Genomic DNA, 25,422 nt, shown 5'->3' on the forward strand with positions numbered 1-25,422 from the left:
ATTTTAATTTATTTGAAGTATGTTGTAAGTAGTACTTTATTTTTTAAATGGTTTTATTGGGGGTTTATGAGTGGTAATAACAATAGCGTATACAACTCTATAGGTCAACTTTCAAAAGAGACTAAAAATAGATTGATGAATGATATAAGAAAAAACTTAGGTTTGAATTCTTCCGATTTTGTTTTACCCAATAGTAGCAATGAGCCTTATGTTGATTCTCAGCTTGAAAAATTTCTTTCAGGGCGATTAATGGAAGAATCATTTCTTATTAGAATGTGGTTGACTATTTTAAATTTTTTTCAGAAAGATAAAAGTAAAGAAGATATATATAAAGCTTATGTTATAAAAAACCTGGAAAATCAAATTAATGAAATGTGCAAAAATCCGGTAATAGATTTTAAGAGAGAGTGTTTGCATATTGGTTTTGTAGAAATGTTTTTTAGTGTTTACCGATATTCAATAGAATTGAAAGAATTTTTTAGGAAATTAGAAAAAGGTGGCATTGTTGTTGAGCAAACTATTTTAGAAATTATTCAAAGCAAAATTATTAATTCTAAGAGCAATTTGGAGGATTTTTTAGATGAAGGCGAATATGCGCTATTCTTAAAAAAAGAAAAAACCCAAAACGATTTAGAAGAATCTCTTAAGGTCAAGATAAATGAGTATATTAATTCTATTCCATCTAATACTTACAAAATTGTCTCTAATATGTTTGAGTTTTATTATGTTTTTAATAGTTTGGCGTTTTTTCCTTACAAATCTTTTTTTTCATTTTTCAATGTAGATCTTTTGGATAATGCTGAAAATATTAGCATTGTTGATCTTGAGGTTGGATTTGGAACCAGTTTTTCAAGTGTTAGTAAGTATTTAAATTCTTTTTTTGACATTTTGTATACATTAAAAGATGTTGAGATAGATGAGAATATCGTTAAAAGCATTATATCAAATTATTTTTCAATATCTGATGATATTAGTAATTCAGAGATAATTTCAAAAGAAGATCACATATCTCGAGTAGAATATGTATTGAAAAATGTTTTATCGATTGTATCTAAGATTATTGGCTTGTCGCGGACTTTACCTTATTTAGATATTTTTAGAGTATATTGCAAAAATCCTGTTGCATCCCCTAAAAAATATGTACCCTTTTTTGATTTAAAAAATTTTTATGAGAACATTTTATTTTTAAATGTTATGGGTCAGGCTATTAAAAATCGTGATAGCTCTTTAAAAGTTCTTGTGATTAAAGAAATAAAAAGTCTTGTTAGAGATCCTAGTGTAATTTTAAATTTAAAAGGCGATATTTTTAATGAATTAAATCTTGGTCGTTATAGTTTTAAAAAGTTGTATTTTCTTAATGATTTTTTTAAAAACATATATGATGTTAGAATGATGGAAGTTTTAAGAACTATAAATAATGTCGTATTAATTAATAATCATGATTTAAGAAATATATATGTTGACATTGAAAATAATATTACTGCTTTGAAAAAAGAAATTTATAATATTTACTTTGAGATTGATTATAAAAATGAAGAGTTTGAAAGGCATAAAAGAGATGGTAAAGTTGATGATCCTTATAGGGAAAGGGTTTTTAAATGGTGCTTAAATGAATCTGTTTCTATTGATAAGGTTTCAAATAGATTTGTAGATTATTTTATTGAGCTTAAAAAGAGATGTTTGTCTTTATTGGAAAATCAGAATGTTTTTATTCGAAAATCTTTAACGGTTTCTTACAAATCAATGGTAACTGAAAATAAAACAATTACATTAGCCGATGTTATTGGCAATCTTTTGGAAATCATAAATCAGGCACTTTTTATAATAAAAAATTTATAAATTTCATGAAAGCTTTTAAAGTAAAAAATCTAAGACGTTTTTCAAATTTTATTAGAATTTTGGTTATTGTGTTGTTTTTAAATTCTTTGTTAAGTTTATTCGTGTTTTTGGCTGGTTCTTACAATGTTTTTGTTTACAATTTTCAGAAATTTTATCTTGATCTTACTATTATTTTAAGTTCTGTTTCTTTTGGTCTTGAATCTACCAGGTTGATATTTTTTTATTTTTTGAAAAAGAAAAAAATTAATTATTATTTAATTTTAATTTTTAGTTTTATAATTTTTTTTTGTGCTCTTGTTTTTAAAATTTTTCTTTCTGGTAATAAATAGATTGGTAGGAAGATTATATTAATTATTAATCAATATTCTATTGACTAATGAATTTTATTTTTATAAACTAACTATTAGTTTTTGTTTGCCGACTTAGCTCAGCTGGCCAGAGCAGCGGTCTTGTAAACCGCAGGTCGTCGGTTCGACTCCGACAGTCGGCTTTTATGGGGCGGTACCGAAGTGGTTAACCGGGGCAGACTGTAAATCTGTTGGCTTTGCCTACGTGGGTTCGAATCCCACCCTCCCCAATTTTTAGTGGAATTATAAGTTATTGCCTTTTTATAATTTTTGATTGTGATCTTTTAAATGTGTTATGTCGTTTCATTTTGGTGCTTGTATTTTTGTCTATTTAGAAAAGTTATTATTGGTTATAAAATATGATGTTGGCTATCAATTAAAAATTTTAATTGATAGCCAAAGTGTAATTAGCAAAGACTTTTGTTTAGCTAGGAGATTTTTGTGCTTATTAAAATTGGAAAAGTGTTTATTCTTTTTTTCTTTTTAGGATCTATTTTGTCAATTTTTATATATTTTTTAAATTTATCTTCTTTAGCAAATGGCTTAGTTTATGAATTTAATGTTGAAAAAGGTTGGGGAGTCAAAAAAATAGCTAAAGAACTCAAAAAACAAAAATTAATTAAATCCGAACTATTTCTTGTTTTTATTTCGTATATTTTAGGCAGTGATAAACAATTTAAAGAGGGGAGATATTTAATAAATGGTAATCTTTCCACATTTGAAATATATAAGGAGTTTTTGAAGGGATCTTCTAACGTAAATATTGATGTTACAATACCCGAAGGGTATACTAGCAGAAGAATTGCTTTAAAGCTTAAAGAATTTTCTGTTATTGATGATATTCAAGATTTTATTTTTTTAATAAACAAAAAATCATTTATTTATGAGCTTGGGTTTGATTACGACTCTCTTGAGGGATTTTTATTTCCAGATACCTATAAATTTTATAGGGGTATAGAAGTAAAGAATGTAGTTCGAATATTTGTTGACAATTTTTTAAGTAAGCTCAAATCCATAGGTGTTGTTCTTGGTGATTATTCAAGTAAGGAGCTTTACAATAGGATAATAATAGCATCTATTGTTGAACGTGAATATAGGGTTAAAAGTGAGGCCCCAATAATGTCTTCGGTGTTTTATAATAGAATAAAATCTGGTATGGCATTACAATCTTGCGCTACTATTGAATATGTTATTACAGAGGAGCTAGGACGAAGCCATCCTAAGAGAATTTATTTTGCAGATTTAGAGATAGATTCTCCCTATAACACATATATCCATAAAGGATATCCTCCTACTCCAATTTCAAATGCCGGTATTATTTCGCTGCAAGCAGCTTTTTTCCCAAAAAATACGCAATATTTATTTTTTGTGGTAAAAGACTCTAAGTTGGGTACACATCAATTTTCATCAGAATATTCTTCACATCTTTTAGGCGCAAAAGATTATATTAAAAATTTTATAACTAAGGATTAAGCAGTATGAAGTATTTACAAACTGCGGCCTCAATTAAAAGCAAATTTGATATTGTAGCTATTGTGGAGCAGTATATTAAGCTTGTTAAATCAGGATCTGCTTATAAAGGTCTTTGTCCTTTTCATGCTGAGAAAACCCCTTCTTTTTTTGTAAATCCTTTGCAAGGATATTTTTATTGTTTTGGATGCAAAAAGGGTGGAGATGTTATTGGATTTTTAATGGATATGGAAAAAATCAATTACAATGATGCTCTTAAAATTTTATGTGAAAAATCCGGCATTCATTATGATGATTTAAAAATAAGTCAAGAAAGTGAAAATAAAAATGAAAATAAAGACATGATTTCAAAAATTTACTCTTTGAATTCTAGGTTAATTAATACCATTAAATTTTTTTTGAATCAAAACAAAAAAGCTTTAGATTATGTTTTAAAAAGTAGAGGAATATCTAAGGAAATCGTTAATTTATTTGATCTTGGATATTTGCCATTTAACGTTAAAAGTGGTTTAGAGCTTTATGATTTTTTAGTTTCAAAAGGATACTCTTCTGAAGTACTTAGAAAAAGTGGTTTGTTCTCGAAAACGAATCCCAAAGCTTCTATTTTATCTCAAAGATTAATTTTTCCAATTAAAGACTTTAAAGGAAATGTTGTTGGTTTTGGGGGTCGAGATTTAGATGGGAAAGGTTCTAAGTATATTAATTTAAGTGAAACTGAAGTTTTTAAGAAAAGGGAACTTCTTTATGGATTTTATGAGGGTTTTGAGGAGATTAAATCTACAAAATCAGTTATATTGGTAGAAGGATATATTGATGTTCTTGCTTTTTTTACATCTGGAATTAAAAGAGCTGTATCTACTCTTGGTACTACTTTTTCAAAAGAACACTTAGCCTTGATCCAAAGATATGCTAATGAGATAATATTTTCTTTTGACGGTGATGATGCTGGACTTTCTGCAACTTTAAAAGCTTATCAAATTTGTTTGCCATTTAATATTAATGTTAGTGTTCTTAGAATGGATTTTGGTCTTGATCCTGCGGATATTCTTAAAAGTGAAGGTGCAGACTCCTTACAAAAAAATTTAAATAATAGGTGTGATGCTTTTGAATATCTTTTGGATGTTTATTCTAATAAATATGATTTAAATAAAACTGTAGATTTAAATACCATGATTAATTTATTTTTAAATTTGATAAATTTATCAAAAGTAGATACTCAGAAAAAAATTTTTTTAGACAAGCTAAGCAATAAACTTGGTGTTGGTGTGACAACTTTATTAAAAGATTATTATAGAATAAAAGAAAGATTTGTAGTTGACAATAATAAAAGAAATTTGTATGCTCATAATGATGATTCTTATGAGAGGTATCTAATAGTAGCTTTGTTGAAAAATTTTAGTTATTTTAGTATAGTAAGGCGCAATATCATTGATAGTGATTTAATTAATATCGATGCCAGAAAAGTTTTTATGTGCTTTGAAAATTTATTTGAAAATAATAAAGATTTTTCATTAATGGATTTAAAAAAAAAATTAAAGGATACCTATAAAGTTAGTGAATTTTTTTTTGAAGAAATTTTAAATTCTGAATTTGAAGTGGATGATGAGATGCTCATTCATATTTTACTTGCAATCAAGAGAAGAAAATTAGATTCTCGTGTTTTGCTTTGCAAAAAAAGATATGATGGGGACTCTTTGGTAAATGCTAAAATTCAAATAAATGAGTTAATGTTTTTAAATATGCAGAGAAAAAATTTAAAAATCTACATAGATGATGTTCCAGGGAGTTAGGTTTTGTCGGATTTGGAAAAGAAATATTCGAAGCTGATAGAGGGTATTATTACTCATTTGGGAGATAGAAAATCTCTTAGTTTTAGTGAATTATCAAATTTACTTCCCGATGACATATTAGAACCAGAGGTTCTTGATTGTATTTGTTCGGTACTTGAGGATAGGGGAATAAGATTAGTTAATAAAATTTCGGAATTAGATCTGGTTGTCAGCGAAGATGGAAATGATGAAGAGGAAGAAGTTGAAATTGAATCTGATAGAAATTTTATGATCTTAGATGATGGTTTTCAAAGTGATGAGGAAGATATTGATATTGATGTTAAGCTGGATGATTGTGACGAAGAAGATATTTCTGTTAAGGATGATTTAGGTTCAGGTTATATTAAAAGCAATGTTTTAAAGGATAGTCATTCAGAAGATCCAATCAAACTTTATTTAAAGGAAATAGGAAAAGAGTTTTTATTAACAGGAAATCAAGAAGTTGAACTTGCAAAGCAAATGGATTCTGGAGAGAGTATAATTGAAAACATTCTTAAGAATGAGGGACTTGTTATAGAGAATTATTATAATCTTGTGAATACTATTTACTCAAGGATGGAAAGAGAAGAGTTTTTTAAAAGAGAAAAAGATAAGGATAAAGAGAGTAGTCCGGATTATTATAATAAAAAAAAAAGAATTGCCTCTTTTTACAAAATTCCTTTAAAGCCAATTCAAGATCGTTTAATAAGTTATGTGGATAATAAGCATAGGGTGTATGATCTTGGGGGGGATATTTTTGAAAAAAATTTAAAAAAGGAAAGATTGGCCCTAAAAGAGCTTTTAAGAGACATTCCTTTGTATCAAGAGGAGTTAAGGATTTTTTCAGATGATTATATTGACTCTGCTAACAAAATAAAAGATTTACAAAGACAGCAAAGAATAATTTTGAGCAGACTGAAAATTGAAAAAATAAGAGATTTAAGGGTGCTTGGAAGAGATTTAACTATTACTGAAAAAAAAATAGAGATAGAAAAATCTCTCAAACTTAAAGAAGATGCTATTAAAGAGCAGATTACAGAGGCTCAGCTTGCTCAAAAAGAACTTGAGAGAATTGAGATGTATTATGAATATCCAACGGATAAAATAATAAGCATGTCAGAAGAGATTGCTAAAGGTAAGCAAATGATGCAGCATGCTAAAGATCAGTTGATTAAGGCTAATTTAAGACTTGTTGTAAGCATTGCTAAAAAATATGCAAATAGGGGTCTTCATTTTTTTGATCTTGTTCAAGAAGGCAATATTGGATTGATTAAAGCTGTTGAAAAGTTCGAATATAAGAGAGGTTTTAAGTTTTCAACTTATGCTACTTGGTGGATTAGGCAAGCCATAACAAGGTCTATTTCTGATCAAGCTCGCACAATTAGAGTTCCTGTGCATATGATTGAACAAATAAATAGGCTTAATAGAGAAACTAGATATTTAATTCAAGTTTTAGGCAAAGATCTACAGATGAAGAGCTTTCAGACAGACTTGGGTGGGAGCTTAAAAAGGTCAAAACCGTAAAGAGTGTTTCAAGAGAGCCTGTATCCCTTGAAACACCAATTGGAGAAGAGGAGGATTCTGTTCTTAGCGATTTTATTGAGGATAAGGCAATAAAAAATCCTGCAAGTCACACATCTTTTGTAGTTTTGCAAGATCAAATAAGAGCAATTCTTGGAACTCTTCCTGAAAGAGAACAAGAAGTTGTAAAAATGAGATTTGGACTTGAAGATGGCTATTCTTTAACTCTTGAAGAGGTTGGACTTCATTTTAATGTTACAAGAGAAAGAATTAGACAGATTGAATCTAAAGCATTAAGGCGGCTTAAAAATCCCAAAAAAACTCAGAAATTAAAAGATTATCTTGAAGATTTAAATTGAACAGGAGGATTGATGGAAAATAATATTGATACATTAAAAAAACTTGAAGTTATATATAAGTCTAAGTTTGAACTTGAAGAAAGGCGAAAAAGTATTCCCAAGTATTTAGAGGCGAAAAAAAATCAGATTGAAGAATTGTCGAAAGTTCTTGTTGATTTGCAACAAAAGTTTAAGGAGTATCAAAAAGAAGACTCTGCTTTAAAGTTAGATATTCAAGATATTAATTCAAGAAAAAGCAAAGCTGAAGAAAAAATTGATAGCATTAAAACACAAAGAGAATATGAAGCTCTTGAAAAAGAACTTCAGGTTATTATTGACGATGAAGTTACAATTAGAAAAAAAATGACACATGTTAATGGACTTAAAACTAAAATAGAAAAGGAAATATTAGATGTAAACGAGAAGCACAGCAAAGAAGAAGAATGTTTTAGAGCTGAGAGTAGTAGTTTTGAGCTTGAGCTTTTAGAAATTGAAAAAAAACTTTTAGAAATAGAGAGTGAAGAGTTAAATTGTGCTTCTAAAATGAATGAAGATTTTTTATTTAAATTTCAAAGAATAATAAGAAATAAATCAAATGGAGTTGTGCCTTTGGTTAACAATGTTTGTAAAGGTTGTCATATGATACTTCCTATTGAATTTGCAAACAAAGTAAGGCGTGAGCCTAACGATATTAAATTTTGTCCTTATTGCAGTAGAATACTTTATTATCAGGATAAAATTCGAATAAGTGATGAAATAATTCCTGGTAGTTTGGCAGATCTTGTTGAATAAAATTTATTAATTTGATACTTTTTATTTAAGCTGGCAGTCAGCCATCGCTTAGTTTTATAAGTAATTAAAGCTTAAGAGGAAAGTCCGAGCTCCAATAAGAACATAATGCTAGGTAATGCCTAGGGGTTTTAAACCTAAGAAAGTGTCGCAGAAAATTACCGCCTTAAAAGGTAAGGGTGAAAAGGTGAGGTAAGAGCTCACCGCTTATTTAGCAATAAATACAGGCAAGATAAACCTCATTAGGAGCAAGATCAAGTATGTAAGCACCCTTTGTTCTTGAGGATATGCTTACGGGTAGATCGCACGATTTTTTTAGTGATAAAAAAACAAGAGAGATGATGGCATAGTACAGAACTCGGCTTATGGGTGTCAGCTTAATTTCATTAGCCTAAAAGAGAGTTTTAAATGGAAATAAGATATTTAAGATATATTTTTTACGCATTTATGATTTTCATTTTCATTTTTTTAATTTATTACATTTTATCATATTTTAAATCTTTTTCTAGTTCTTATTTAAAAGCAGGACCAACAGAAGTTGATTTACTTTCACTCTGGGATAAAAAGGAATATAAAGAAATAATAGATTATGCTGAGAATGATATTAAAAATCATAGATTTGATTTTAATTTAAATTTACTTTTGGGATTTTCATATTTTTATTATTCTTTAATAGTTAATGAAGGATATCTAAAAGGAGAGTTTTTAGATAAATCCATAGAAAGGTTAAGATTTTTAATTTCTATAAATGATGGAGTCTCCATAAGTCCTTTGTATTACATATTGGGAAAAGCATATTCTCATAAAGGAGAGTTTTATAGCGAGCTTGCTGTAAAATTTTTAAAGAAGGCCTTAAGTGCTGATAACTTTGATTTTGTAAACATTAAAGAAGATATTTTTGAATATTTAGGATATTCGTATCAGCTTTTAAGAGATTACAAGTCTAGTTTGAAATTTTTTGAAAAAGCTTTTAATGAAAATAAATCTGATTTAGTTCTTTGGAGTTTGGCTTATGTTAATTATAAGTTGAACGATATAAACAAAAGTATTGAGTATATAGAAAAAATAATAGAAGAAGAGAAAAGGAAATTGTCAAAGGGTGGGAAAACAGATGAAAATTTAATTCAAAAGGTATATTTACTTTATGGAGACATTCTATTAGATAAAGGTGATTATGACAATGCTTTTAATTACTATAATAAAGTTCTAGAAATTAATAGTTCAAATTCTAGCGTTTATGTTAAAATAGGAGATATATATAGAAAGAAAGATAAAGATTATCCTAAAGCTAGAAAATACTGGAGAGAAGCTCTCAATCTTAATCCTTATTTAGAAGCAGCAAGAGAGAGACTTGGAATTACTTTGGAAGACTTTTAGGGAGGTTGATTTGAATTTGTTTAAGTCTTTTTTGATAGATATTGGCATTGATCTTGGGACATGTAATACATTGGTGTATATCAAAGATTATGGTGTGGTTATGAGTGAGCCCTCTGTTGTTGCAATAGATATTACCAAAGGTAATAAAGTTGTTGCGGTTGGTAGGAATGCTAAAAAAATGCTTTGGAAAACTCCAGAAAATATTAAAGCTGTACGCCCACTTAGAGATGGAGTTATTGCTGACATTGAGAATACAGAGAAGATGATCAAATATTTTATTAATCAAATTTTTTCTCGTAAAAAATTATTTTTTAAGCCAAGAATGGTAATAGGTGTACCCACTTGTATTACAGAGGTTGAACGAAGAGCTGTAAAAGAGAGCGCAATGAATGCTGGTGCAAGAGAAGTTAAAGTAATAGAAGAATCTCTTGCAGCTGCTATTGGATCTGACATTCCTATTTTTGAACCTACAGGTCACATGGTGTGTGATATTGGAGGTGGAACTACAGAAATATCTGTTATTTCTCTTGGTGGTATGGTTGTAAGTAGAGCAATTAGGACTGGTGGTGACGAATTTGATGAAAGCATAATAAAGTATATGAGAAATTCTCATAATATTATAATTGGTCAACAAACAGCAGAAAAATTGAAAATTAAGATAGGAAATGTATATCCTGATATTCAAAATTTAAGGGTGGAAAAAATAGATATTAAGGGTACAGATGCTGTAACTGGTCTTCCTAGAAAGCAACTTGTTGATTCTATGGAAGTAAGAGAATCTTTGCAAGAACCTATAAATGTTGTTGTAGATGAAGTTAAGCGCACTCTTGGTGCAACGCCTCCAGAGCTTGCTACAGACATTGTTGAGCGCGGCATCATTTTGACAGGAGGAGGGGCTCTTCTTAAGGGCTTAAATAGGCTTCTTTCAAAAGAAACCGGAGTTCCTGTTTATGTTGCAGACAATCCACTTCTCTCTGTAGCTGTTGGTGCTGGGTTATTTTATGATTATGCCAATAGAATAGATATTAGTAAGAATATTTACAGTTTTATCAATGAATAAATTATGAATTTTCTTGTCAAATTCAAGAATTTTATCAAAGTACTTTTAGTATTGATAGTTTCTCTTGTTTTTATGATTTATGATTCAAGCAGTATTCAAAAGAGAAGATCTGATAATTTTTTGTTTTTTACTCTTAATTCTTATATTCAAAGCAGAATGCATGGAATTTTTAGTTTTATTTCAAATGTTTTTAAAACTGTAAATGAATACAAAAATTACAAGGACAAGATAGAATTTTATAAAAAAAGAATACAGCAGCTTGAAATAGTAACTCAAAATATACAGTCACTAAGGCAAGAGAATGTTCGTCTTAAAGAGCAATTAAATTTTTATTCGTCAAGCTCTAGTGATTTTATTTCGGCAGAGATTATATATCTAAACTATTCAAACATATCGACTTTAATGGCTATTAATAAAGGATTTAATGATGGAATAGAAAAGGATATGATAGCAGTTGCATATCAGGATGGATTTAGTGGTCTTGTGGGCAAAGTTGTAAAGGTCTATTCCAATACTGCTAAAATTTTGCCTTTGACTAATTATGAAAATTTTGTGTCCGCAAGGATTCAAAGTAGTAGGTTTATAGGGCTTATAGAAGGCAATGGTTATGGGAAAAAACTTGAAATGAATTACGTTAGTAGACTTGCTGAAAAAGATTTAAAAATAGGCGATTCTATTGTTACTGCTGGATTTAGTGAATATCCGGTTGGTATTTATATTGGAAAGATTACAAATTTTCATATTCTTGATTACAATTCTCTTTTAAAAATAGAAGTAGAGCCAGCTATAGTTTTAGATAAGCTTGAATATGTTTTTCTTATTAAAAACAACAAAGAGATTGGTGAATAATGGCAGCATTTTTTACATATTTTATTTCTAGCGCATTTTTAGGTAAAATTTTTCAACACTACTTTGCAACTTATTTTTATTTTTCAATAGATATTTTTTTAATTTTTCTAGTTTTTAATTCTTTAAATTTTATTTTTAATGTGGGATTATTATCTAGTATTTTATATGGTCTTCTTATGGATTATTTTACAGGATTACCACTTGGATTTTTTGTTTTTGGGTATACGATAATATTTTATTTTAACAATAAAATAAAGTTTTTCATGCCTAAAAATATGCTTAGCATGACAATATTTTTTATTCTTTCAAAAGTTATATTATGGTTTTTAGCTATTGTATTTTATGATTTTGTAGATTTAAAATCTTTTAATTATTCAATTTTTAACCTTGATCTTGTTGTAAATATAATGTCTATTAACTTTTTATATCCAATTCAAAATTACTTTACTAGAAATTTTTATTCATTTAAAGAGGATTATTAGTGGGTGTTATAAAAAATTTTAGATACAAGTTCGCCATATTTTTTTTAATAGTAATTATGGTGCTTTATTTGGCGATTTTATTTCAAATGCAGATCGGTAAGCATTTATTTTATGACAGAGAAGCCAATGTTTTTTTATCAAGATTGGAAAAAATCAATGCCTCAAGGGGCGAGATTTTAGATTCTAATTCCAATATTTTGGCAAATAATTTAACTATGTTTATTTTAAAGATAAGTTTGCAACAGTATTACAATATGCCTGCTGCCACTAGAATTGAGATGATAGATTTTTTATCAAACACGCTAGATATTGATAAATCAATTATTTTGTCTAAACTTCAAGAGCCTGGTGGATATCTTAAAGATGTTGAAATAATTGAACTTACTCCTAAGATGTTATTTAAAATTTCTGAAAAAAAGTTTTATTATCCTGCTCTTTTATGGACTTATTCTTTTAAGCGTAACTATTTAGTTGACGATTCATATTCGCATTCAATCGGTTATGTTGGGCAAATAAATCAAAGAGAGCTTAGAACGTTTTACAATGTTAGTGGATATGATAATACTTCTACGATTGGAAAGTTAGGCATTGAGCAAGTTTATGATAATTATATTAGAGGGCAAGAGGGGTTAATAAAATACAAAGTAGACTCTAAAGAGAGAAGAATAGACGATGGTTCTATTATAAGAAATATGGTACCAGGTAATGATGTTGTGCTTAATATTAATAAAGATATTCAAGATCTTGCCAAGAATGCTTTAGGCAAAAGGTATGGTTCTATTGTGGTATTAAAACCATCAACAGGTGCTGTTCTTGCTCTTCACAATTACCCTTATTATTCTATGAAAGATGTTTACAATAAAGATAATAAGGAGGATTACTCTTTTTTAAATAAAGCAATTCAATCTGTTTATCCGCCCGCGTCTATTTTTAAATTAGTTGTTGCTGCTGCTATTCTTGAAGAGAGAGTTATAGATAAAGATCGTAAAATTTATTGTCCTGGATATTTTAAAGTTGGAAATAGAATTTTTCATTGTTGGAAGCCCGGTGGTCATGGGTATGTTAATTTAGAAGAGGCGATTGCACATTCTTCTAATGTTTATTTTTATACACTTGGTCTTAAGTATCTTGGGGTTGATAGAATTAGAAAATATGCAAAAGAATTTGGTTTTGGAGAAAAAACAGGAATTGATTTGCCAAATGAAGTAGCTGGCCTTCTTCCTAGTCCTGAGTGGAAAGAAAAAACTTTCAATCAACCTTGGGTAGGAGGAGATACTGTAAATTTTTCAATAGGCCAAGGATTTTTAAATGCTACTCCTATGCAGATTGTTAATATGGTTGCTATGATTGCAAATGAAGGTGTTGTATATAAACCTAGAATTGTAAATAAAATTTTAAAAGGTGGTACTAATAAAGTTATTCTTGAGAATAAACCAGAAATATTAAGAAAGACAAATCTTATTAGTAAAAACACATTTAAACTTCTTAAAAAATATATGAGAAGTGTTGTAACTTATGGTACAGCAAAATATGCAGTTCTTACAAAAGCTGTTGAGGTTGGAGGAAAAACAGGGACTGGTCAAACTGGAATAGATGGTTTTGAAAATAGTTCTTTTATTGGACTTGCGCCTTATAACGGTTCAGCCGATAATCAAATTATTGTTTTTAGTTTGGTTGAGGCAAAAAGTAATGTGGATTGGTGGCCTGCAAAATCTACAGATTTAATAATGCAAGGCATTTTTGCAAATCAAAGTTATGAAGATCTTCTTAAAGGTTATAGACCATGGTACATTAGGTAGATTAATGGTTTTTAGAAAAAATTATGATTATTTGGCTTTGATAAGCTTACTTATAGTTTCTTTTGTTGGTATATTGTTGATTTATTCTAGCGATTACAATATTAGTGGATCTTTAACTAAGAATGAATATATAAAACAAACCTTTTGGGTAATTATTGGATTTTTTTTAATTTTTATAGTGGGTAAATATGATTTAAAATTTGTGTATAGCATGGTGTATCCTTTATATTTTTTATTAATATTGGCTTTAATTTTTACTGCATTTTTTGGAATGACAGTAAATGGAGCAAGGTCCTGGATTGGTATATGGAAACTTGGAGGACAGCCTTCTGAATTTGGTAAAGTTATTATTATTTTGACCCTTTCAAAATTTTATACTGAAAAAAAGGGGTATAATGAATTTTTTACCTTTATCGCTGCATTTTTATTAATTTTTCCATCGGTGATTCTTATATTGTTGCAACCTGATTTTGGTACAGCAATAGTATATTTAACCATTTTTATATTTATTTCTTTTTTTGCAGGAATAGATTTGCATTATGTTTTGGCATTTGCGTTGATAGGGTTTTTTTCTTTTGTTTTTGCAATTTTACCAGTTTGGTATGAATATAAGGTGAATATGGGCAATGTATTTTATCTTATTTTCTCTAATCCTTTTTATTTTAGAGTAATAATGGGGGTGCTGCTTTTAATACTTTTGATTTCTGTTTTAGGATTTTTTATTTCTAAATATGGTTTGAGTATTAAAATAATTTATTTTTATGTATTTTTTGCAAGTTCTATTTTATTGGTTTCAATAGTGCTTTCAAAGGTCCTTTCAAAGTTAATGAAAACCTATCAGATTAAACGGTTTTTGGTATTCTTAGATCCGGCTATTGATGCTAAGGGCGCTGGTTGGAATTTGAATCAGGTTAAAATAGCAATTGGTTCTGGTGGTCTTTTGGGTAAAGGATTTTTAAAGGGGCCTTATACCCATGCTAATTATGTGCCATCTCAAAGCACAGATTTTATTTTTTCTATTCTTGCCGAAGAGTTTGGATTTTTAGGTGTTAGTACTATTTTAGTATTATTTTTTTTTCTTTTTTTAAAATTTTTGATAATAATGAATAAAAGTCAAGATAGGTATATGGCCTTAGTAATATCTGGAATTTTGGGACTTTTATTTTTTCATACCTCATTTAATGTTGGAATGTCTTTAGGAGTTCTTCCTATTACTGGGATTCCCTTTCCTTTTCTCTCTTATGGAGGTTCTTCTACTATTACATTTTTCTTAGCAATGTCTTTTTATTTTAATATTGAATCAATAGTTGCTATGGATTGAGAATTTATTTTTAGTTTTTTGTTTTCTTATCTCTATTTTTTTAGAAAATTTTTTTGTATATTTTAATTTAGTAATTATAAATATTTGAGGTGCATATTTTTTGCGTAAAAGTGATGAGTGTGAATTTTAATTTTTTAATAAAAATCGAAAGGCTAAAGGTATTTTTGTGAGCAAAGATTTAGACAAAGAAGATGTTCTTTACAAAAAAAGACACTCAATAGCTCATGTTATGGCAGAGGCTGTTCGTGATTTATTTCCAAATACCAAGATTGCAATAGGTCCTCCCATTAAAGATGGTTTTTATTATGATTTTGAATTTAAAAAGCAGATAACAGAAGATTCTCTTTTAGACATAGAAAATAGAATGAGAGAAATTTTAAAGACTGGGAGTTCTTTTGAAAAAGAGATAATAAGCGTAGAGCAGGCTCTTGAAATTTTTAAGGATGAGCCTTATAAGATTGATTTGATTAAAAATTTTGATTTACAAAATGAAGTTTCTATTTACAAGAGTCATAATTTTGTCGATCTTTGTAGGGGTCCTCATGTTGAGAACATGAATAAAATTGATCCAAAGGCATTTAAGCTTACTAGCATTGCTGGAGCTTATTGGCGGGGCAGTGAAAAAAACCCAATGCTTACCAGAATTTATGGAACCTTGTGGAATAATGAAAAAGAGCTAAGATCTTATCTTAATTTGAGAGAGGAAATAAAAAAAAGAGATCATAGAAAGCTTGGAAAAGAGCTTGATTTATTTTCTATTCATGAAGAGATTGGACCAGGACTTGTTTTTTTTCATCCCAATGGTGCTAAAATAAGAACTTTAATAGAAGATTTTTGGAGAGAAGAACACTCTAAAAATGGATATGATATTCTTTTTACTCCTCACGTTGGCAAATCTTGGCTTTGGCAAACTTCTGGTCATTTAGACTTTTATAAGGATAGTATGTTTGAAAAAATAGAAATGGATAAAAGTGATTATTATCTTAAGCCCATGAATTGTCCTTTTCATATTGCAATTTACAATACAGGTAAGCATTCTTATAGAGATTTGCCATTTAGATGGGCTGAACTTGGCACTGTGTATCGTTATGAAAAGATAGGCGCTTTGCATGGCATGATGAGGGTCAGAGGGTTTACTCAGGATGATGCTCATATTATATGCACGCATTCTCAAGTTTTAGATGAGATTAAAGAAGTTCTTAGGTTTGCTATTTATATGTGGAGTAAATTTGGCTTTAGCAATCTAAAGGCATATCTTTCTACAAAGCCTGACAAATCTGTGGGCAATGATTCTGATTGGGAAATGTCTTTAAAAGTTCTTGAAGAGACTTTAAGTGATTTTGAAGTTCCTTATGAAATTGATAAAGGGGGAGGTGCTTTTTATGGGCCTAAAATTGATCTTAAGATAGTTGATTCGCTTGAGAGAGAGTGGCAGATGAGTACAATTCAATTTGATTTTAATCTCCCTGAGAGATTTAATATGACTTATACTGCTGAGGATGGTAAAGAAAAAAGGCCATTTATGATTCATCGAGCTTTGTTGGGATCTATTGAAAGATTTTTTGGAATTCTTGTAGAGCATTATGGTGGAGCGTTTCCTTTATGGTTATCTCCTATTCAAGTAGTAATCATTCCTGTTAACAATATTGTAGAAGGTTATGCTGTTAAAGTTTTTAATAAATTTAAAAATGAGGGGATTAGAATAAAACTTGATAATAGTTCCTCAAGAATGAATGCTAAAATTAGGGAATATCAAGCTAAAAAAATACCTTATATGTTTATAATTGGTGAGAGAGAAGCAACAGAAGAGAGAATATCTATTAGAACAAGAACAAATGAGCAAATAAATGGAATGAAACTTGCTGAAGCTCTTAAATTTATTTTATTTAAAATAAGAGACAAGGAGATTTGATAAATTGAATAATTTAATCAAGGTCATTACCCCCAATAAAATAACATTAGCTAGAATTGTACTTTCCTTTATCATATTAATTTTATTTTTTTTGGAAAATGTATTTTTTTCGTATTTATTTTTTGGAATTATTTGGTTTTTAATTATTTTTAATGAATTTACTGATTTTATTGATGGGTATCTTGCAAGAAAATATGGTCTTGTTAGCAATGTAGGTAAAATTTTAGATCCTTATGCGGATGTTTTGCAACATTTAACTTATTTTGTTTTTTTCTTTTACAAAGGTATAACCCCTTATTATTTTTTTGTAATATTTATTTATCGTGAAATTTCTATTGGGTTTGTTAGAAATTTAATTATTCAGTTTAATGTAGTTCAACAAGCAAATTTTTTAGGAAAATTAAAGTCACTTCTTTATGCTGTTTGTACTTTTGCAAGTCTTTTATTTTATACTTTAAATCAACTCAACTTTACAGAACCTGTTCAAAATTTTATTAGTTACATTTTAACTTTTGAATTTAAATTTTTATTTATTGTTCAAATGACATATGTTTGTGCTGCTTTTTTTGCAATTTTATCATTTTTAGAATATGTGTTAATATTTTTGAATGTAAAAAAATATGAAAATAAATAAGACATTCATTTTGCTATTTTTATTTACAAAACTTTCTTTTATTCAAGCTCAAGTAAATCAAATCTTAACAGAAATTAGTCCTTTGAGTATTTTAAATAAAAATGGGAAAGGAAGTGTTTATTTGAAAGTTAGCAAATCTTCTGATTATATTTTAACCCTAGATAAAAGTTCAAATTCCGATTTTGTTTTTAAAATTTATGATATTTCTAATAAAAAATATATAACTGATAAAGTAAAAAAAAGAGATTTTAAACTAAGATTAGATAAAAATTTTCTTTATGCAATAATATATGTTGGTACTAAAAATGAAAACATAAGGTTTTCGCTTACAGATTTAGATTTTTCAATTTTAAGTAGCGATTCTCTTAAAGCTAAAACATCTAAGATCGAAAAAGAAGATTTATTTTTTATTTTAAAAGATTTACCTGTTTTAAATTTAGCTGCCAAGCTTAAAAAGTATGTATTAAGGATTTATAAAAGCAATATTTATATTGCCTATCAGTTAGAAAATAGCGATGACATTAAAGTTGCTGAATTTATTGAGGGTGTTGGTTGGTTTAATCTTGATTCATCTGTTAATGGAAATATTACTAATATAGTTAATTTTGACTTTTCAATTAATTCGAAAGGAAATTTATATATTGCGTTTGTTACAAAATCAGGAGCTGATTTTGCCAGTGAGCTTATAGTTAAAAAATTTAATAGTAGAAAATGGATTGATATTAGTCCTGGGCACATAGAAAATTTTGGATCTTTATTGAATATTAGCATCGATTTAAAAGATAGGTTGTATTTAGCATATTTGAGGAAAATTGGGGGTGAATATAAAATCAATTTAATTTCGAATATGGGCTACGGAAGTATTTGGACCGATGTAATACATGCTTATTTAAGTAAAGGTGATTCTAATGTTAATTCATCAAACATTGGACTAATATCTGAACCTTTTTTGGGCATTTTTTATAATTATAAGTCAAACAATGAGATTAAATCTGAATTTATTGTAAACAATGAGAATGCTTGGGTAAATTCCAATATTTCTTCTGTTTATATGGCTAATTTTATTAAAGGCTTTTTTGATTCTAATTTTAATCAAATAATTATGAGTTTTGTTTCTGAAAATAGACCTATTATAAGCATTTGTCCTTTGAAAAGTAATAGATGGATTAACATAAGTCCTAATGTTGAAATGGAAGGTTTAAGTACTGACATTGGGCTTTATAATAATACTTTGTTTTTAGCTTTTGAGGATAATAATAATGTGAGATTAATTTATTTTAAGAATAAAAATTGGTATTTTTTAAATAAGTTGGAGAATTTTAAAAGCGATGTTAAAAATCCTCAGATTGGAATTTATGGTAATCAAGGGCTTATAATCTCTACTTTAGGCTCTAATTCCAATGAATTATTTTTTACTTTGGTTTGCCAATGAAAGTAATTCAGAGTAAGGTCTAGTTTCAAGGTTTTCTTTTAATCCAAATTGATTGATTATATTATCAATCTCTTTTTTTGCCAAATCTATATCATTTTGATTGTTAATTATTTTTTCTATTTCTAAAAAAAATCCAAGATTTTTTATTTCGTTTATTTCTATATTTAAATTATTAGCTTGATAAATTAGACTTTTTTTTATTTTTTTGTATAGCTTTTTAAATTTAAGTTCTTTTATAAGAATTAAAAAATTATTAATACTATCTATTTTGAATTCTATTTCTTTATTAATTTCTATATTATTATTGTTGTTGTTGTTGTTGTTGTCTAATATTTTTTTTTTAAATGTAACAATTTTTTCTAGAGTATTTAATTTTCTTATTCTTATAATTTTTTTTTGGTTTGAGTAATAGATGTCAGTTTTTATTTCTTCTTTAATAAACTTAAATTTTTTATTTGCTAGCTTAATAATTCTTTTTAACTCTTTTGGGGGAATAAATGCTTTTGATTCTATTTCAAACATATATTAAAAATAATGTAATTATGATAATATTTCAATGTTAAAATATTATGCTATATAAGATGAATTTTTAATAATTTAAACAACTTTTTGTATGATATGTTGAAATTTGAATTTAGCGACAGGTTTTTACTTTTTAGTTATTTCGTTTTAATTATGTTTGTAGGCTCTCTTTTGTTGATGTTGCCTATTTCCTGGGAAGGTGATGGCAGATTGGCATACATCGACGCTCTTTTTACTGCTGTTTCTGCTGTAAGTATTACAGGCCTTATAACGGTTAAAATGGAAGGCTTTTCTACTTTTGGATTTATTTTAATAATGTTACTAATCCAGCTTGGGGGACTTGGATTTATAAGTATTACCACTTTTTATTTGCTTATACCTAAAAAGAAAATGAATTTAACAGATGCAAGAATAATAAAGCAGTATTGCCTTTCAAATATAGAATATAATCCTATTAGAATTTTAAAAAGCATATTGTTTATAACTTTTTCAATTGAAATGATAGGTTTAATATTAATACTTATTTGTTTTAAACTTAGGGGGGTGAATATTTCATTTTTAGAGGCTTTATTTACGACAATTTCTGCTTTTTGTAATGCAGGTTTTTCCATGCATTCTGAGAGTATTTATGCATGGCGAGATGTTCCTGAAGCTATAGTTGTGGTCTCTATTTTAATAATTTGTGGTGGGCTTGGGTTTATGGTCTATAGAGATGTAAGGAATACTATTAAGAACAAAAAAAAACTATCGCTTCATGCCAAAATAGTTTTTTCTTTAAGTTTCTTTTTAATTATAATTGGAGCAATTTTATTTTTTTTTACAGAGATGCATAAATTAAAAGCTGGTTATTCAATGAGTACTTTAATATTTAATTCAATTTTTTATTCGATTAGTACTAGAACAGCTGGTTTTAATTATCTTGATAATTCTTTAATAAGTGGAAGAACTCAAATAATTTCTCTGCCATTCATGTTTATTGGTGGTGCACCCGGATCAACTGCAGGAGGTATTAAGATTACAACATTTTTTTTAATTGTATTAGCTGTTGTTAAAAATCAAAGCGGCAATGGATATATTATTGGGTCTTACAAGGTTTCAATAGATAGTATAAGATTTGCGCTTTTATTTTTTGCAAGAGCTATTTTTATTTTAAGTTTTTCTTTTTTTATGCTTCTTTTTTTTGAGGGAGGATCTGGCAATTGGAAGGTTATTGATTTGGGTTATGAAGTATTTTCTGCTTTTGGAACGGTTGGTCTTTCGGTTGGAGTAACTCAGGATTTGTCATTTTTGGGGAAAGTCATTATAATTTTTACTATGTTTGCAGGACGAATAGGGCTTTTTTCAATGGCTGTTTTTGTTTCAAGAAGGTCGCGTTTTGAAGAATTTACAAGGCCAAGGCAAGATATTTTGGTTGGTTGAAGCACATGAAAACATTTGTTATTATTGGACTTAGTAATTTGGGAATTCACCTACTTGAAGATTTAAGTAAGCTTGATTGTCAAATTATTATTATAGATACATCTAAAGAGCTTATTGAAGAATATGATGTGATATCTACAGAAAGCTTTGTTGTTGAGCAATTTACTAAAAATGCTTTAAAAAGAATAATTCCAGTAGATACAGATGCGGTTGTTATTGACTTTGATGATGATCTTGGCAAAAGTGCTCTTGTTACTCACTATTGCAATCTTTTAGGTTTGAAAGAAATATGTGTTAAGACCGAAAATAGGGATGATGCTGAAATATTAAAAACCCTTGGCGCAACAAAAATTATATTTCCAAGTAAAGATGCTGCAAGAAGATTAACTCCATTATTAGTATCTCCGAATCTTTCAACTTATAATATTATTGGGTATGATATTATTGTTGCTGAAACTGTTATTCCCAAAGAATATGTTGGTAAAACTCTTTTTGAAGCCGATCTTAGAAGAGAATGTGGGATTACAGTTATTGCTGTTAGAAATTTAAGTAATTCTAGATATGAATTTGTTGATGGCGATTATTTTTTTTTAAAAGATGATAAAATTGTGATTTGTGGGAAACCAGATAGTATTGAAAATTTCACAAATAATAAAGATTTAATTAAAGATTTAATTTCGGGCTCTAAAGAAGATGAAAATTTAAATAAAGATTCTGAGAAGAAATCGAGATTTGTAGGGATTTTTAATTTTATGAAAATTTTTCAAAAAGATCGTAAGGATAATTAGGATTTAAGAATGACTAAAATTATTCCTGTAGCAAGTGGCAAAGGTGGTGTTGGAAAAACATCTTTTGTTGCAAATGTTGGTTACAAGCTTTCTAGTTTAGGTAAAACTGTAATACTTGTTGACCTTGATCTTGGAGGTTCTAATCTACATACGTGTTTGGGAGTTAAAAATAAGGGTTTAGGCATTGGTTCTTTTATTAATAAAAAGAGTAAAAGTTTTTCAGATTTAGTATGTACAACGCCGTATGATAAACTTTATCTTATTCCAGGTGATGCTCTTTATACGGGAACAGCTAATCTCCCTTTTTCTATTAAGAAAAAAATTATAGAATCCATTCAAAAAGATCTTATTGCCGATTTTATTTTTTTAGATTTGGGATCTGGAACTTCTTATAATACAATAGATTTCTATTTAGCATCTTATAGCGGCGTAATTGTTACAATACCAGAAACTCCTTCCATACTCAATGCTTATTCTTTTTTAAAGAATGCTCTTTATCGTCTTTTGTATTTAGGATTTCCGCAAAAAAGCCCCGAACGGGAGTATATTAGTAATTTTTTTAAAGATAAGATTGAAGGTACAAACCGTGGATTTAAAGATTTGGTTATTGGGATTGAACTTATTTCTTTGAGTTCTTCTTTAAAAGTTAAGAGAATGATGAATAATTTTTATCCCAGAGTTGTGTTAAATAGAATAGAAACTAGTGAAGAGATTGCTATGTGTGAAAATTTGATTAATGTTGTTAAGAATAATATTAATATACCAATAGAGTTTATAGGTTTTGTGCCTTTTGCAAAAAGTTTCAGAGAGGCTATTAATAATAGAGTGCCATTTATTGATTTTGAGAAAAATTCAAAGTTGAATAAATATTTTGAATTCATAGCTGGTAATCTAATTAAATCTCCTATTGAGGGGTCTCCATATATTTACGATGACATATACGATATGATTAAAGATCAAAGTCGATTTATTAGAAAATAATTAGGCTATAATTCTATAAAGAGGAGTATTTGGTGTATAGAATTAAAAATGAAAATTTAGATTTTAAAATAGATAACTTGGGAGAATGCAAGCAAAACAATCCTTTGATTGATTTTTATGCTAGTGAGGGTTCTTCACATTTTGTTAATGAAAAAAATAAAATCAAGTTTAGTGTATATAGAAATGAGGACGAGGGAGATAGATATGAAGATGTTCTTTTAGAAAAAGCCGGTCCTAGAGAAAAAATTTATTTTGTGCCCAGACATGTTAAAGCTGCGATTACTACTTGTGGTGGACTTTGTCCTGGCTTTAACGATGTTATTCGTTCTATTGTTCGAACTTTATGGAAAATTTATGGGGTTCGCAATATTTATGGAGTAAAATTTGGATATCAAGGGCTTCTTCCCGAATCAAATTCATCTTTTATTAATCTTAATCCAGATGTTGTTGATGATATTAATAAATTTGGAGGCACTATTCTTGGTTCTTCAAGAGGCAGTATTAAACCTGTAGAAATAGTTGATACTTTAGAGAGAATGAACATTAATATGATTTTTAACATTGGTGGGGATGGTACTCAAAAGGGGTCTCTTCTTATTGCCGAGGAGATAGAAAAAAGAAATTTAAAGATAGCAGTTGTGGGCATTCCTAAAACTGTAGACAATGATTTTATGTTTGTTCAAAAATCTTTTGGCTTTGAGACTGCTGTAGAACAAGCTGTTGCAGCTGTTGCTGGTGCTCATTTTGAAGCCAATAGTGCTTATAATGGCATTGGACTTGTTAAAGTTATGGGGCGGGATTCTGGCTTTATTGCTGCTCATACTGCACTTTCTTCTAATGATGTTAATTTTTGTTTAATTCCGGAGCTTGATTTTGATATAGAAGGCCCTAATGGATTTCTTGTTCATCTTGAAAGACGACTTTTAGAGAAAGAAAGCTTAGAAGAGATTCCTCATGCAGTAATATTGATAGCAGAAGGAGCAGGTCAAAAATATTTTGACCATTTTCCTAAAAAGAAAGACGATTCTGGGAATTTGCTTTATGAGGATATTGGGCTTTATATTAAAGATAAAATTACAGAATATTTTAAGGCAAAAAATATACAATTTACTCTTAAATACATTGATCCTAGCTATATTATTAGAAGTTCACCTGCTAATGCTAGTGATTCGCTCTATTGTGCTAGGCTTGGGTCGAATGCTGTGCATGCTGCAATGGCCGGTAAGACAAAAATGTTGATTAGTTTGTGGAGTACAAAATTTGTTCATATACCTATTAAGATGGCAGTAATTGATAGGAATAAGGTTAATCCAAATGGTTCTTTTTGGAGAGATGTTCTTTCAAGTACAGGACAACCAATTAGCATGAAGAATTAAATTAATTTAATTCTTTCTATTTGGCAGCATTTCCAGCAATATTTAATATATCCCAAGTTCTTGAGAAGGGTGGAGAATATGAGAAATCCATCATCCCTAATTCCTTTGTTGTAAGTTTTGAATAGATTGCAATTGCTAAGGCATGAATTCTTATTACGGCTCCATTTTTTCCTATTGCTTGTGCTCCAAGGATTATTTTGGTATTTTCCTCATAAATTAATTTAATATAAAGATCTTCTTGGCCTGGATAATAATTCGTATGATTTTTATCTTTTACAAAAATCGTTTTATATTTTATTTGAAGCTTTTTTGCATCTTTTTCTGTAAGCCCTGTTCTTGCAGCTTCTAAAGATAGTATTTTAATTGAAGCTGAGCCCAACGCGCCTTTAAATGCTATGTGATTTCCAGCTAAATTTTCGCCAACTATTTTTCCAAGTTTGTTAGCTGTTGTTGCCAGGGGTATGTATTCATTTTTTTTACTCACTATATTATAAATAGTTGCACAATCTCCTGCAGAAAAAATATTTTTTATACTAGTTTCACCATACTCATTTACAATTATTGCTCCATTTTCAGTAGTTTTAAGCTGATTTTCTAAAAATTCAGTAGCAGGTTTTATCCCGGTAGCAAGTATAACAGCGTCGGCTTGATAAGTATTTTTGTTTGTTACTACTCCTTCTACCTTTTTTTCTCCTATTAAACTTTTTACAAATTCATTTGTATGAAGATTGATCCCTTTTTTTATTAGTTCTTCTTCCATTATTGTAATTATTTCTTCGTCAAAGGAATCTATGAGTATGTGCTTGTCTAATTGAATTAATCTTACATTTTTTCTTTTATTTTTTGCTGCTTCTACCATTTCAATTCCAATGTATCCAGCACCAATTATCACTATATTTTTAATCTCTTCTTCATCCATTAAATTTTTTATTTTTTGACCGTCTTCTAAATTTCTTAGTGTATGAAAATTTTTTAGATTGATATTATTGATTGGTGGTATAATAGGTTTTGCACCAGTTGCTACCATGAGGCGATCGTAAGTATTGTTAAAAATGGTTCCTGTTTTTTGATTTTTTATTACAATTGTGTTGCTTTTTGCATCTACTTTGATAACTTTGTGGTTAGTTTTAATAGAGATTCCAGTTTTTTCGAATTCTTCTTTTGTTCTTGAGATCATTGTATTTGGGTTGTCAAAAAATCCTCCCACAAAGTAAGGCAGGCCACAGGTTCCAAAAGATACAATATTTGTTTTTTCATATATAGTAATGTCTAGCTTTTTGTTTAAGCGGTTTGCTTTAGCTGCGGCACTAGTTCCTGCTGATGTGCCTCCAATAATTATTATTTTCATCATTGTTTTC

The 25,422-nt window shown here is 28.6% G+C and carries 20 protein-coding genes, 2 tRNA genes, 1 other RNA gene and 1 pseudogene; 22 read left to right on the plus strand and 2 right to left on the minus strand.

What is annotated here, in order from left to right; genetic code table 11:
• The first annotated feature begins 66 nt into the window (after positions 1-66).
• From QIA00_RS03560 to QIA00_RS03645, 18 genes and pseudogenes are all read left to right on the plus strand, one after another.
• Positions 67-1,839 carry a hypothetical protein gene (locus QIA00_RS03560; RefSeq protein WP_316257508.1) on the plus strand — a complete coding sequence of 591 codons (1,773 nt, stop codon included), beginning with the start codon at positions 67-69 and terminating at the stop codon, positions 1,837-1,839.
• 5 nt (positions 1,840-1,844) lie between these two features.
• Positions 1,845-2,168, plus strand: a complete 324-nt coding sequence (locus QIA00_RS03565) for a hypothetical protein (RefSeq protein ID WP_301427453.1) — start codon at positions 1,845-1,847, stop codon at positions 2,166-2,168.
• An 87-nt stretch (positions 2,169-2,255) separates the two neighbouring features.
• A tRNA-Thr gene (locus QIA00_RS03570) sits at positions 2,256-2,329 on the plus strand.
• A 5-nt stretch (positions 2,330-2,334) separates the two neighbouring features.
• Positions 2,335-2,416, plus strand: a tRNA-Tyr gene (locus QIA00_RS03575).
• A 211-nt stretch (positions 2,417-2,627) separates the two neighbouring features.
• Positions 2,628-3,659 carry an endolytic transglycosylase MltG gene (mltG, locus tag QIA00_RS03580; protein WP_316257509.1) on the plus strand — a complete coding sequence of 344 codons (1,032 nt, stop codon included), beginning with the start codon at positions 2,628-2,630 and terminating at the stop codon, positions 3,657-3,659.
• Between the two features lie 5 nt (positions 3,660-3,664).
• Positions 3,665-5,446 (plus strand): DNA primase, encoded by a 1,782-nt coding sequence (dnaG, locus tag QIA00_RS03585; RefSeq protein WP_316257510.1) that lies wholly within the window; start codon positions 3,665-3,667, stop codon positions 5,444-5,446.
• A 3-nt stretch (positions 5,447-5,449) separates the two neighbouring features.
• Positions 5,450-7,344: pseudogene (rpoD, locus tag QIA00_RS03590) on the plus strand (RNA polymerase sigma factor RpoD).
• A 12-nt stretch (positions 7,345-7,356) separates the two neighbouring features.
• A complete protein-coding gene (locus QIA00_RS03595; protein ID WP_316257512.1) occupies positions 7,357-8,115 on the plus strand; it encodes a zinc ribbon domain-containing protein in 759 nt (252 codons plus the stop codon).
• A gap of 26 nt (positions 8,116-8,141) precedes the next feature.
• Positions 8,142-8,496: RNase P RNA component class A (gene rnpB, locus QIA00_RS03600), an RNA gene on the plus strand.
• A 24-nt stretch (positions 8,497-8,520) separates the two neighbouring features.
• Entirely contained in the window at positions 8,521-9,489 is a 969-nt protein-coding gene (locus QIA00_RS03605; RefSeq protein WP_316257514.1) for a tetratricopeptide repeat protein, read from the plus strand.
• Positions 9,490-9,499: 10 nt separating this feature from the next.
• Complete coding sequence (locus tag QIA00_RS03610; protein ID WP_002557301.1) at positions 9,500-10,549, plus strand: rod shape-determining protein; 1,050 nt, start codon at positions 9,500-9,502, stop codon at positions 10,547-10,549.
• Between the two features lie 3 nt (positions 10,550-10,552).
• Positions 10,553-11,398, plus strand: a complete 846-nt coding sequence (gene mreC / locus QIA00_RS03615) for a rod shape-determining protein MreC (RefSeq protein ID WP_316257516.1) — start codon at positions 10,553-10,555, stop codon at positions 11,396-11,398.
• The gene (gene mreD, locus QIA00_RS03620) at positions 11,398-11,880 is read left to right on the plus strand and encodes a rod shape-determining protein MreD (RefSeq protein ID WP_316257518.1); all 483 of its coding nucleotides are present in this window, start codon (positions 11,398-11,400) and stop codon (positions 11,878-11,880) included. The genes mreC and mreD overlap by 1 nt, the downstream gene beginning before the upstream one ends.
• The gene (gene mrdA, locus QIA00_RS03625; RefSeq protein WP_316257520.1) at positions 11,880-13,679 is read left to right on the plus strand and encodes a penicillin-binding protein 2; all 1,800 of its coding nucleotides are present in this window, start codon (positions 11,880-11,882) and stop codon (positions 13,677-13,679) included. The genes mreD and mrdA overlap by 1 nt, the downstream gene beginning before the upstream one ends.
• Positions 13,680-13,683: 4 nt before the next feature.
• Positions 13,684-15,000, plus strand: coding sequence for a rod shape-determining protein RodA (gene rodA / locus QIA00_RS03630; RefSeq protein WP_316257664.1), 1,317 nt, complete (start codon positions 13,684-13,686; stop codon positions 14,998-15,000).
• A 166-nt stretch (positions 15,001-15,166) separates the two neighbouring features.
• Positions 15,167-16,912 (plus strand): threonine--tRNA ligase, encoded by a 1,746-nt coding sequence (gene thrS, locus QIA00_RS03635; RefSeq protein WP_316257521.1) that lies wholly within the window; start codon positions 15,167-15,169, stop codon positions 16,910-16,912.
• 4 nt (positions 16,913-16,916) lie between these two features.
• Positions 16,917-17,546: a CDP-diacylglycerol--glycerol-3-phosphate 3-phosphatidyltransferase gene (gene pgsA, locus QIA00_RS03640; RefSeq protein ID WP_316257522.1), complete on the plus strand. Its 630-nt coding sequence runs from the start codon at positions 16,917-16,919 to the stop codon at positions 17,544-17,546.
• The gene (locus QIA00_RS03645; protein WP_316257523.1) at positions 17,533-18,978 is read left to right on the plus strand and encodes a hypothetical protein; all 1,446 of its coding nucleotides are present in this window, start codon (positions 17,533-17,535) and stop codon (positions 18,976-18,978) included. Before pgsA ends, QIA00_RS03645 begins: the two co-directional genes overlap by 14 nt.
• Here QIA00_RS03645 and cyaB read toward each other — a convergent pair.
• Positions 18,952-19,500 (minus strand): class IV adenylate cyclase, encoded by a 549-nt coding sequence (gene cyaB, locus QIA00_RS03650; protein WP_316257524.1) that lies wholly within the window; start codon positions 19,498-19,500, stop codon positions 18,952-18,954. The genes QIA00_RS03645 and cyaB overlap by 27 nt on opposite strands.
• Positions 19,501-19,596: 96 nt before the next feature.
• Here cyaB and QIA00_RS03655 point away from each other — a divergent pair, with 96 nt between their 5' ends.
• Genes QIA00_RS03655 through QIA00_RS03670 form a run of 4 tightly spaced genes read left to right on the plus strand, consistent with a single transcriptional unit; the run spans position 19,597 to position 24,064 of the window.
• Positions 19,597-20,919, plus strand: coding sequence for a TrkH family potassium uptake protein (locus QIA00_RS03655; protein ID WP_316257665.1), 1,323 nt, complete (start codon positions 19,597-19,599; stop codon positions 20,917-20,919).
• Between the two features lie 5 nt (positions 20,920-20,924).
• Entirely contained in the window at positions 20,925-21,707 is a 783-nt protein-coding gene (locus tag QIA00_RS03660; protein WP_301427467.1) for a potassium channel family protein, read from the plus strand.
• A gap of 9 nt (positions 21,708-21,716) precedes the next feature.
• Entirely contained in the window at positions 21,717-22,688 is a 972-nt protein-coding gene (locus QIA00_RS03665) for a MinD/ParA family protein (protein ID WP_316257525.1), read from the plus strand.
• Between the two features lie 32 nt (positions 22,689-22,720).
• The gene (locus QIA00_RS03670) at positions 22,721-24,064 is read left to right on the plus strand and encodes an ATP-dependent 6-phosphofructokinase (RefSeq protein ID WP_301427469.1); all 1,344 of its coding nucleotides are present in this window, start codon (positions 22,721-22,723) and stop codon (positions 24,062-24,064) included.
• A gap of 16 nt (positions 24,065-24,080) precedes the next feature.
• On the opposite strand, the gene QIA00_RS03675 is transcribed toward QIA00_RS03670, so the two are convergent.
• Positions 24,081-25,412: a CoA-disulfide reductase gene (locus QIA00_RS03675; protein ID WP_316257526.1), complete on the minus strand. Its 1,332-nt coding sequence runs from the start codon at positions 25,410-25,412 to the stop codon at positions 24,081-24,083.
• Positions 25,413-25,422: the final 10 nt, after the last annotated feature.

Source organism: Borreliella americana, from assembly GCF_032595795.2.
In the GTDB taxonomy this organism is placed as follows: Bacteria; Spirochaetota; Spirochaetia; order Borreliales; family Borreliaceae; genus Borreliella; species Borreliella americana.

Bases quoted from the DNA above. Each gene is read 5' to 3' on its own strand.
- QIA00_RS03560 (WP_316257508.1), top strand. From the start codon at position 67: ATGAGTGGTAATAACAATAGCGTATACAACTCTATAGGTCAACTTTCA.
- QIA00_RS03565 (WP_301427453.1), top strand. From the start codon at position 1,845: ATGAAAGCTTTTAAAGTAAAAAATCTAAGACGTTTTTCAAATTTTATT.
- dnaG (WP_316257510.1), top strand. From the start codon at position 3,665: ATGAAGTATTTACAAACTGCGGCCTCAATTAAAAGCAAATTTGATATT.
- QIA00_RS03595 (WP_316257512.1), top strand. From the start codon at position 7,357: ATGGAAAATAATATTGATACATTAAAAAAACTTGAAGTTATATATAAG.
- QIA00_RS03605 (WP_316257514.1), top strand. From the start codon at position 8,521: ATGGAAATAAGATATTTAAGATATATTTTTTACGCATTTATGATTTTC.
- mreC (WP_316257516.1), top strand. From the start codon at position 10,553: ATGAATTTTCTTGTCAAATTCAAGAATTTTATCAAAGTACTTTTAGTA.
- mreD (WP_316257518.1), top strand. From the start codon at position 11,398: ATGGCAGCATTTTTTACATATTTTATTTCTAGCGCATTTTTAGGTAAA.
- rodA (WP_316257664.1), top strand. From the start codon at position 13,684: ATGGTTTTTAGAAAAAATTATGATTATTTGGCTTTGATAAGCTTACTT.
- QIA00_RS03645 (WP_316257523.1), top strand. From the start codon at position 17,533: ATGAAAATAAATAAGACATTCATTTTGCTATTTTTATTTACAAAACTT.
- cyaB (WP_316257524.1), bottom strand. From the start codon at position 19,500: ATGTTTGAAATAGAATCAAAAGCATTTATTCCCCCAAAAGAGTTAAAA.
- QIA00_RS03655 (WP_316257665.1), top strand. From the start codon at position 19,597: ATGTTGAAATTTGAATTTAGCGACAGGTTTTTACTTTTTAGTTATTTC.
- QIA00_RS03660 (WP_301427467.1), top strand. From the start codon at position 20,925: ATGAAAACATTTGTTATTATTGGACTTAGTAATTTGGGAATTCACCTA.
- QIA00_RS03665 (WP_316257525.1), top strand. From the start codon at position 21,717: ATGACTAAAATTATTCCTGTAGCAAGTGGCAAAGGTGGTGTTGGAAAA.
- QIA00_RS03675 (WP_316257526.1), bottom strand. From the start codon at position 25,412: ATGAAAATAATAATTATTGGAGGCACATCAGCAGGAACTAGTGCCGCA.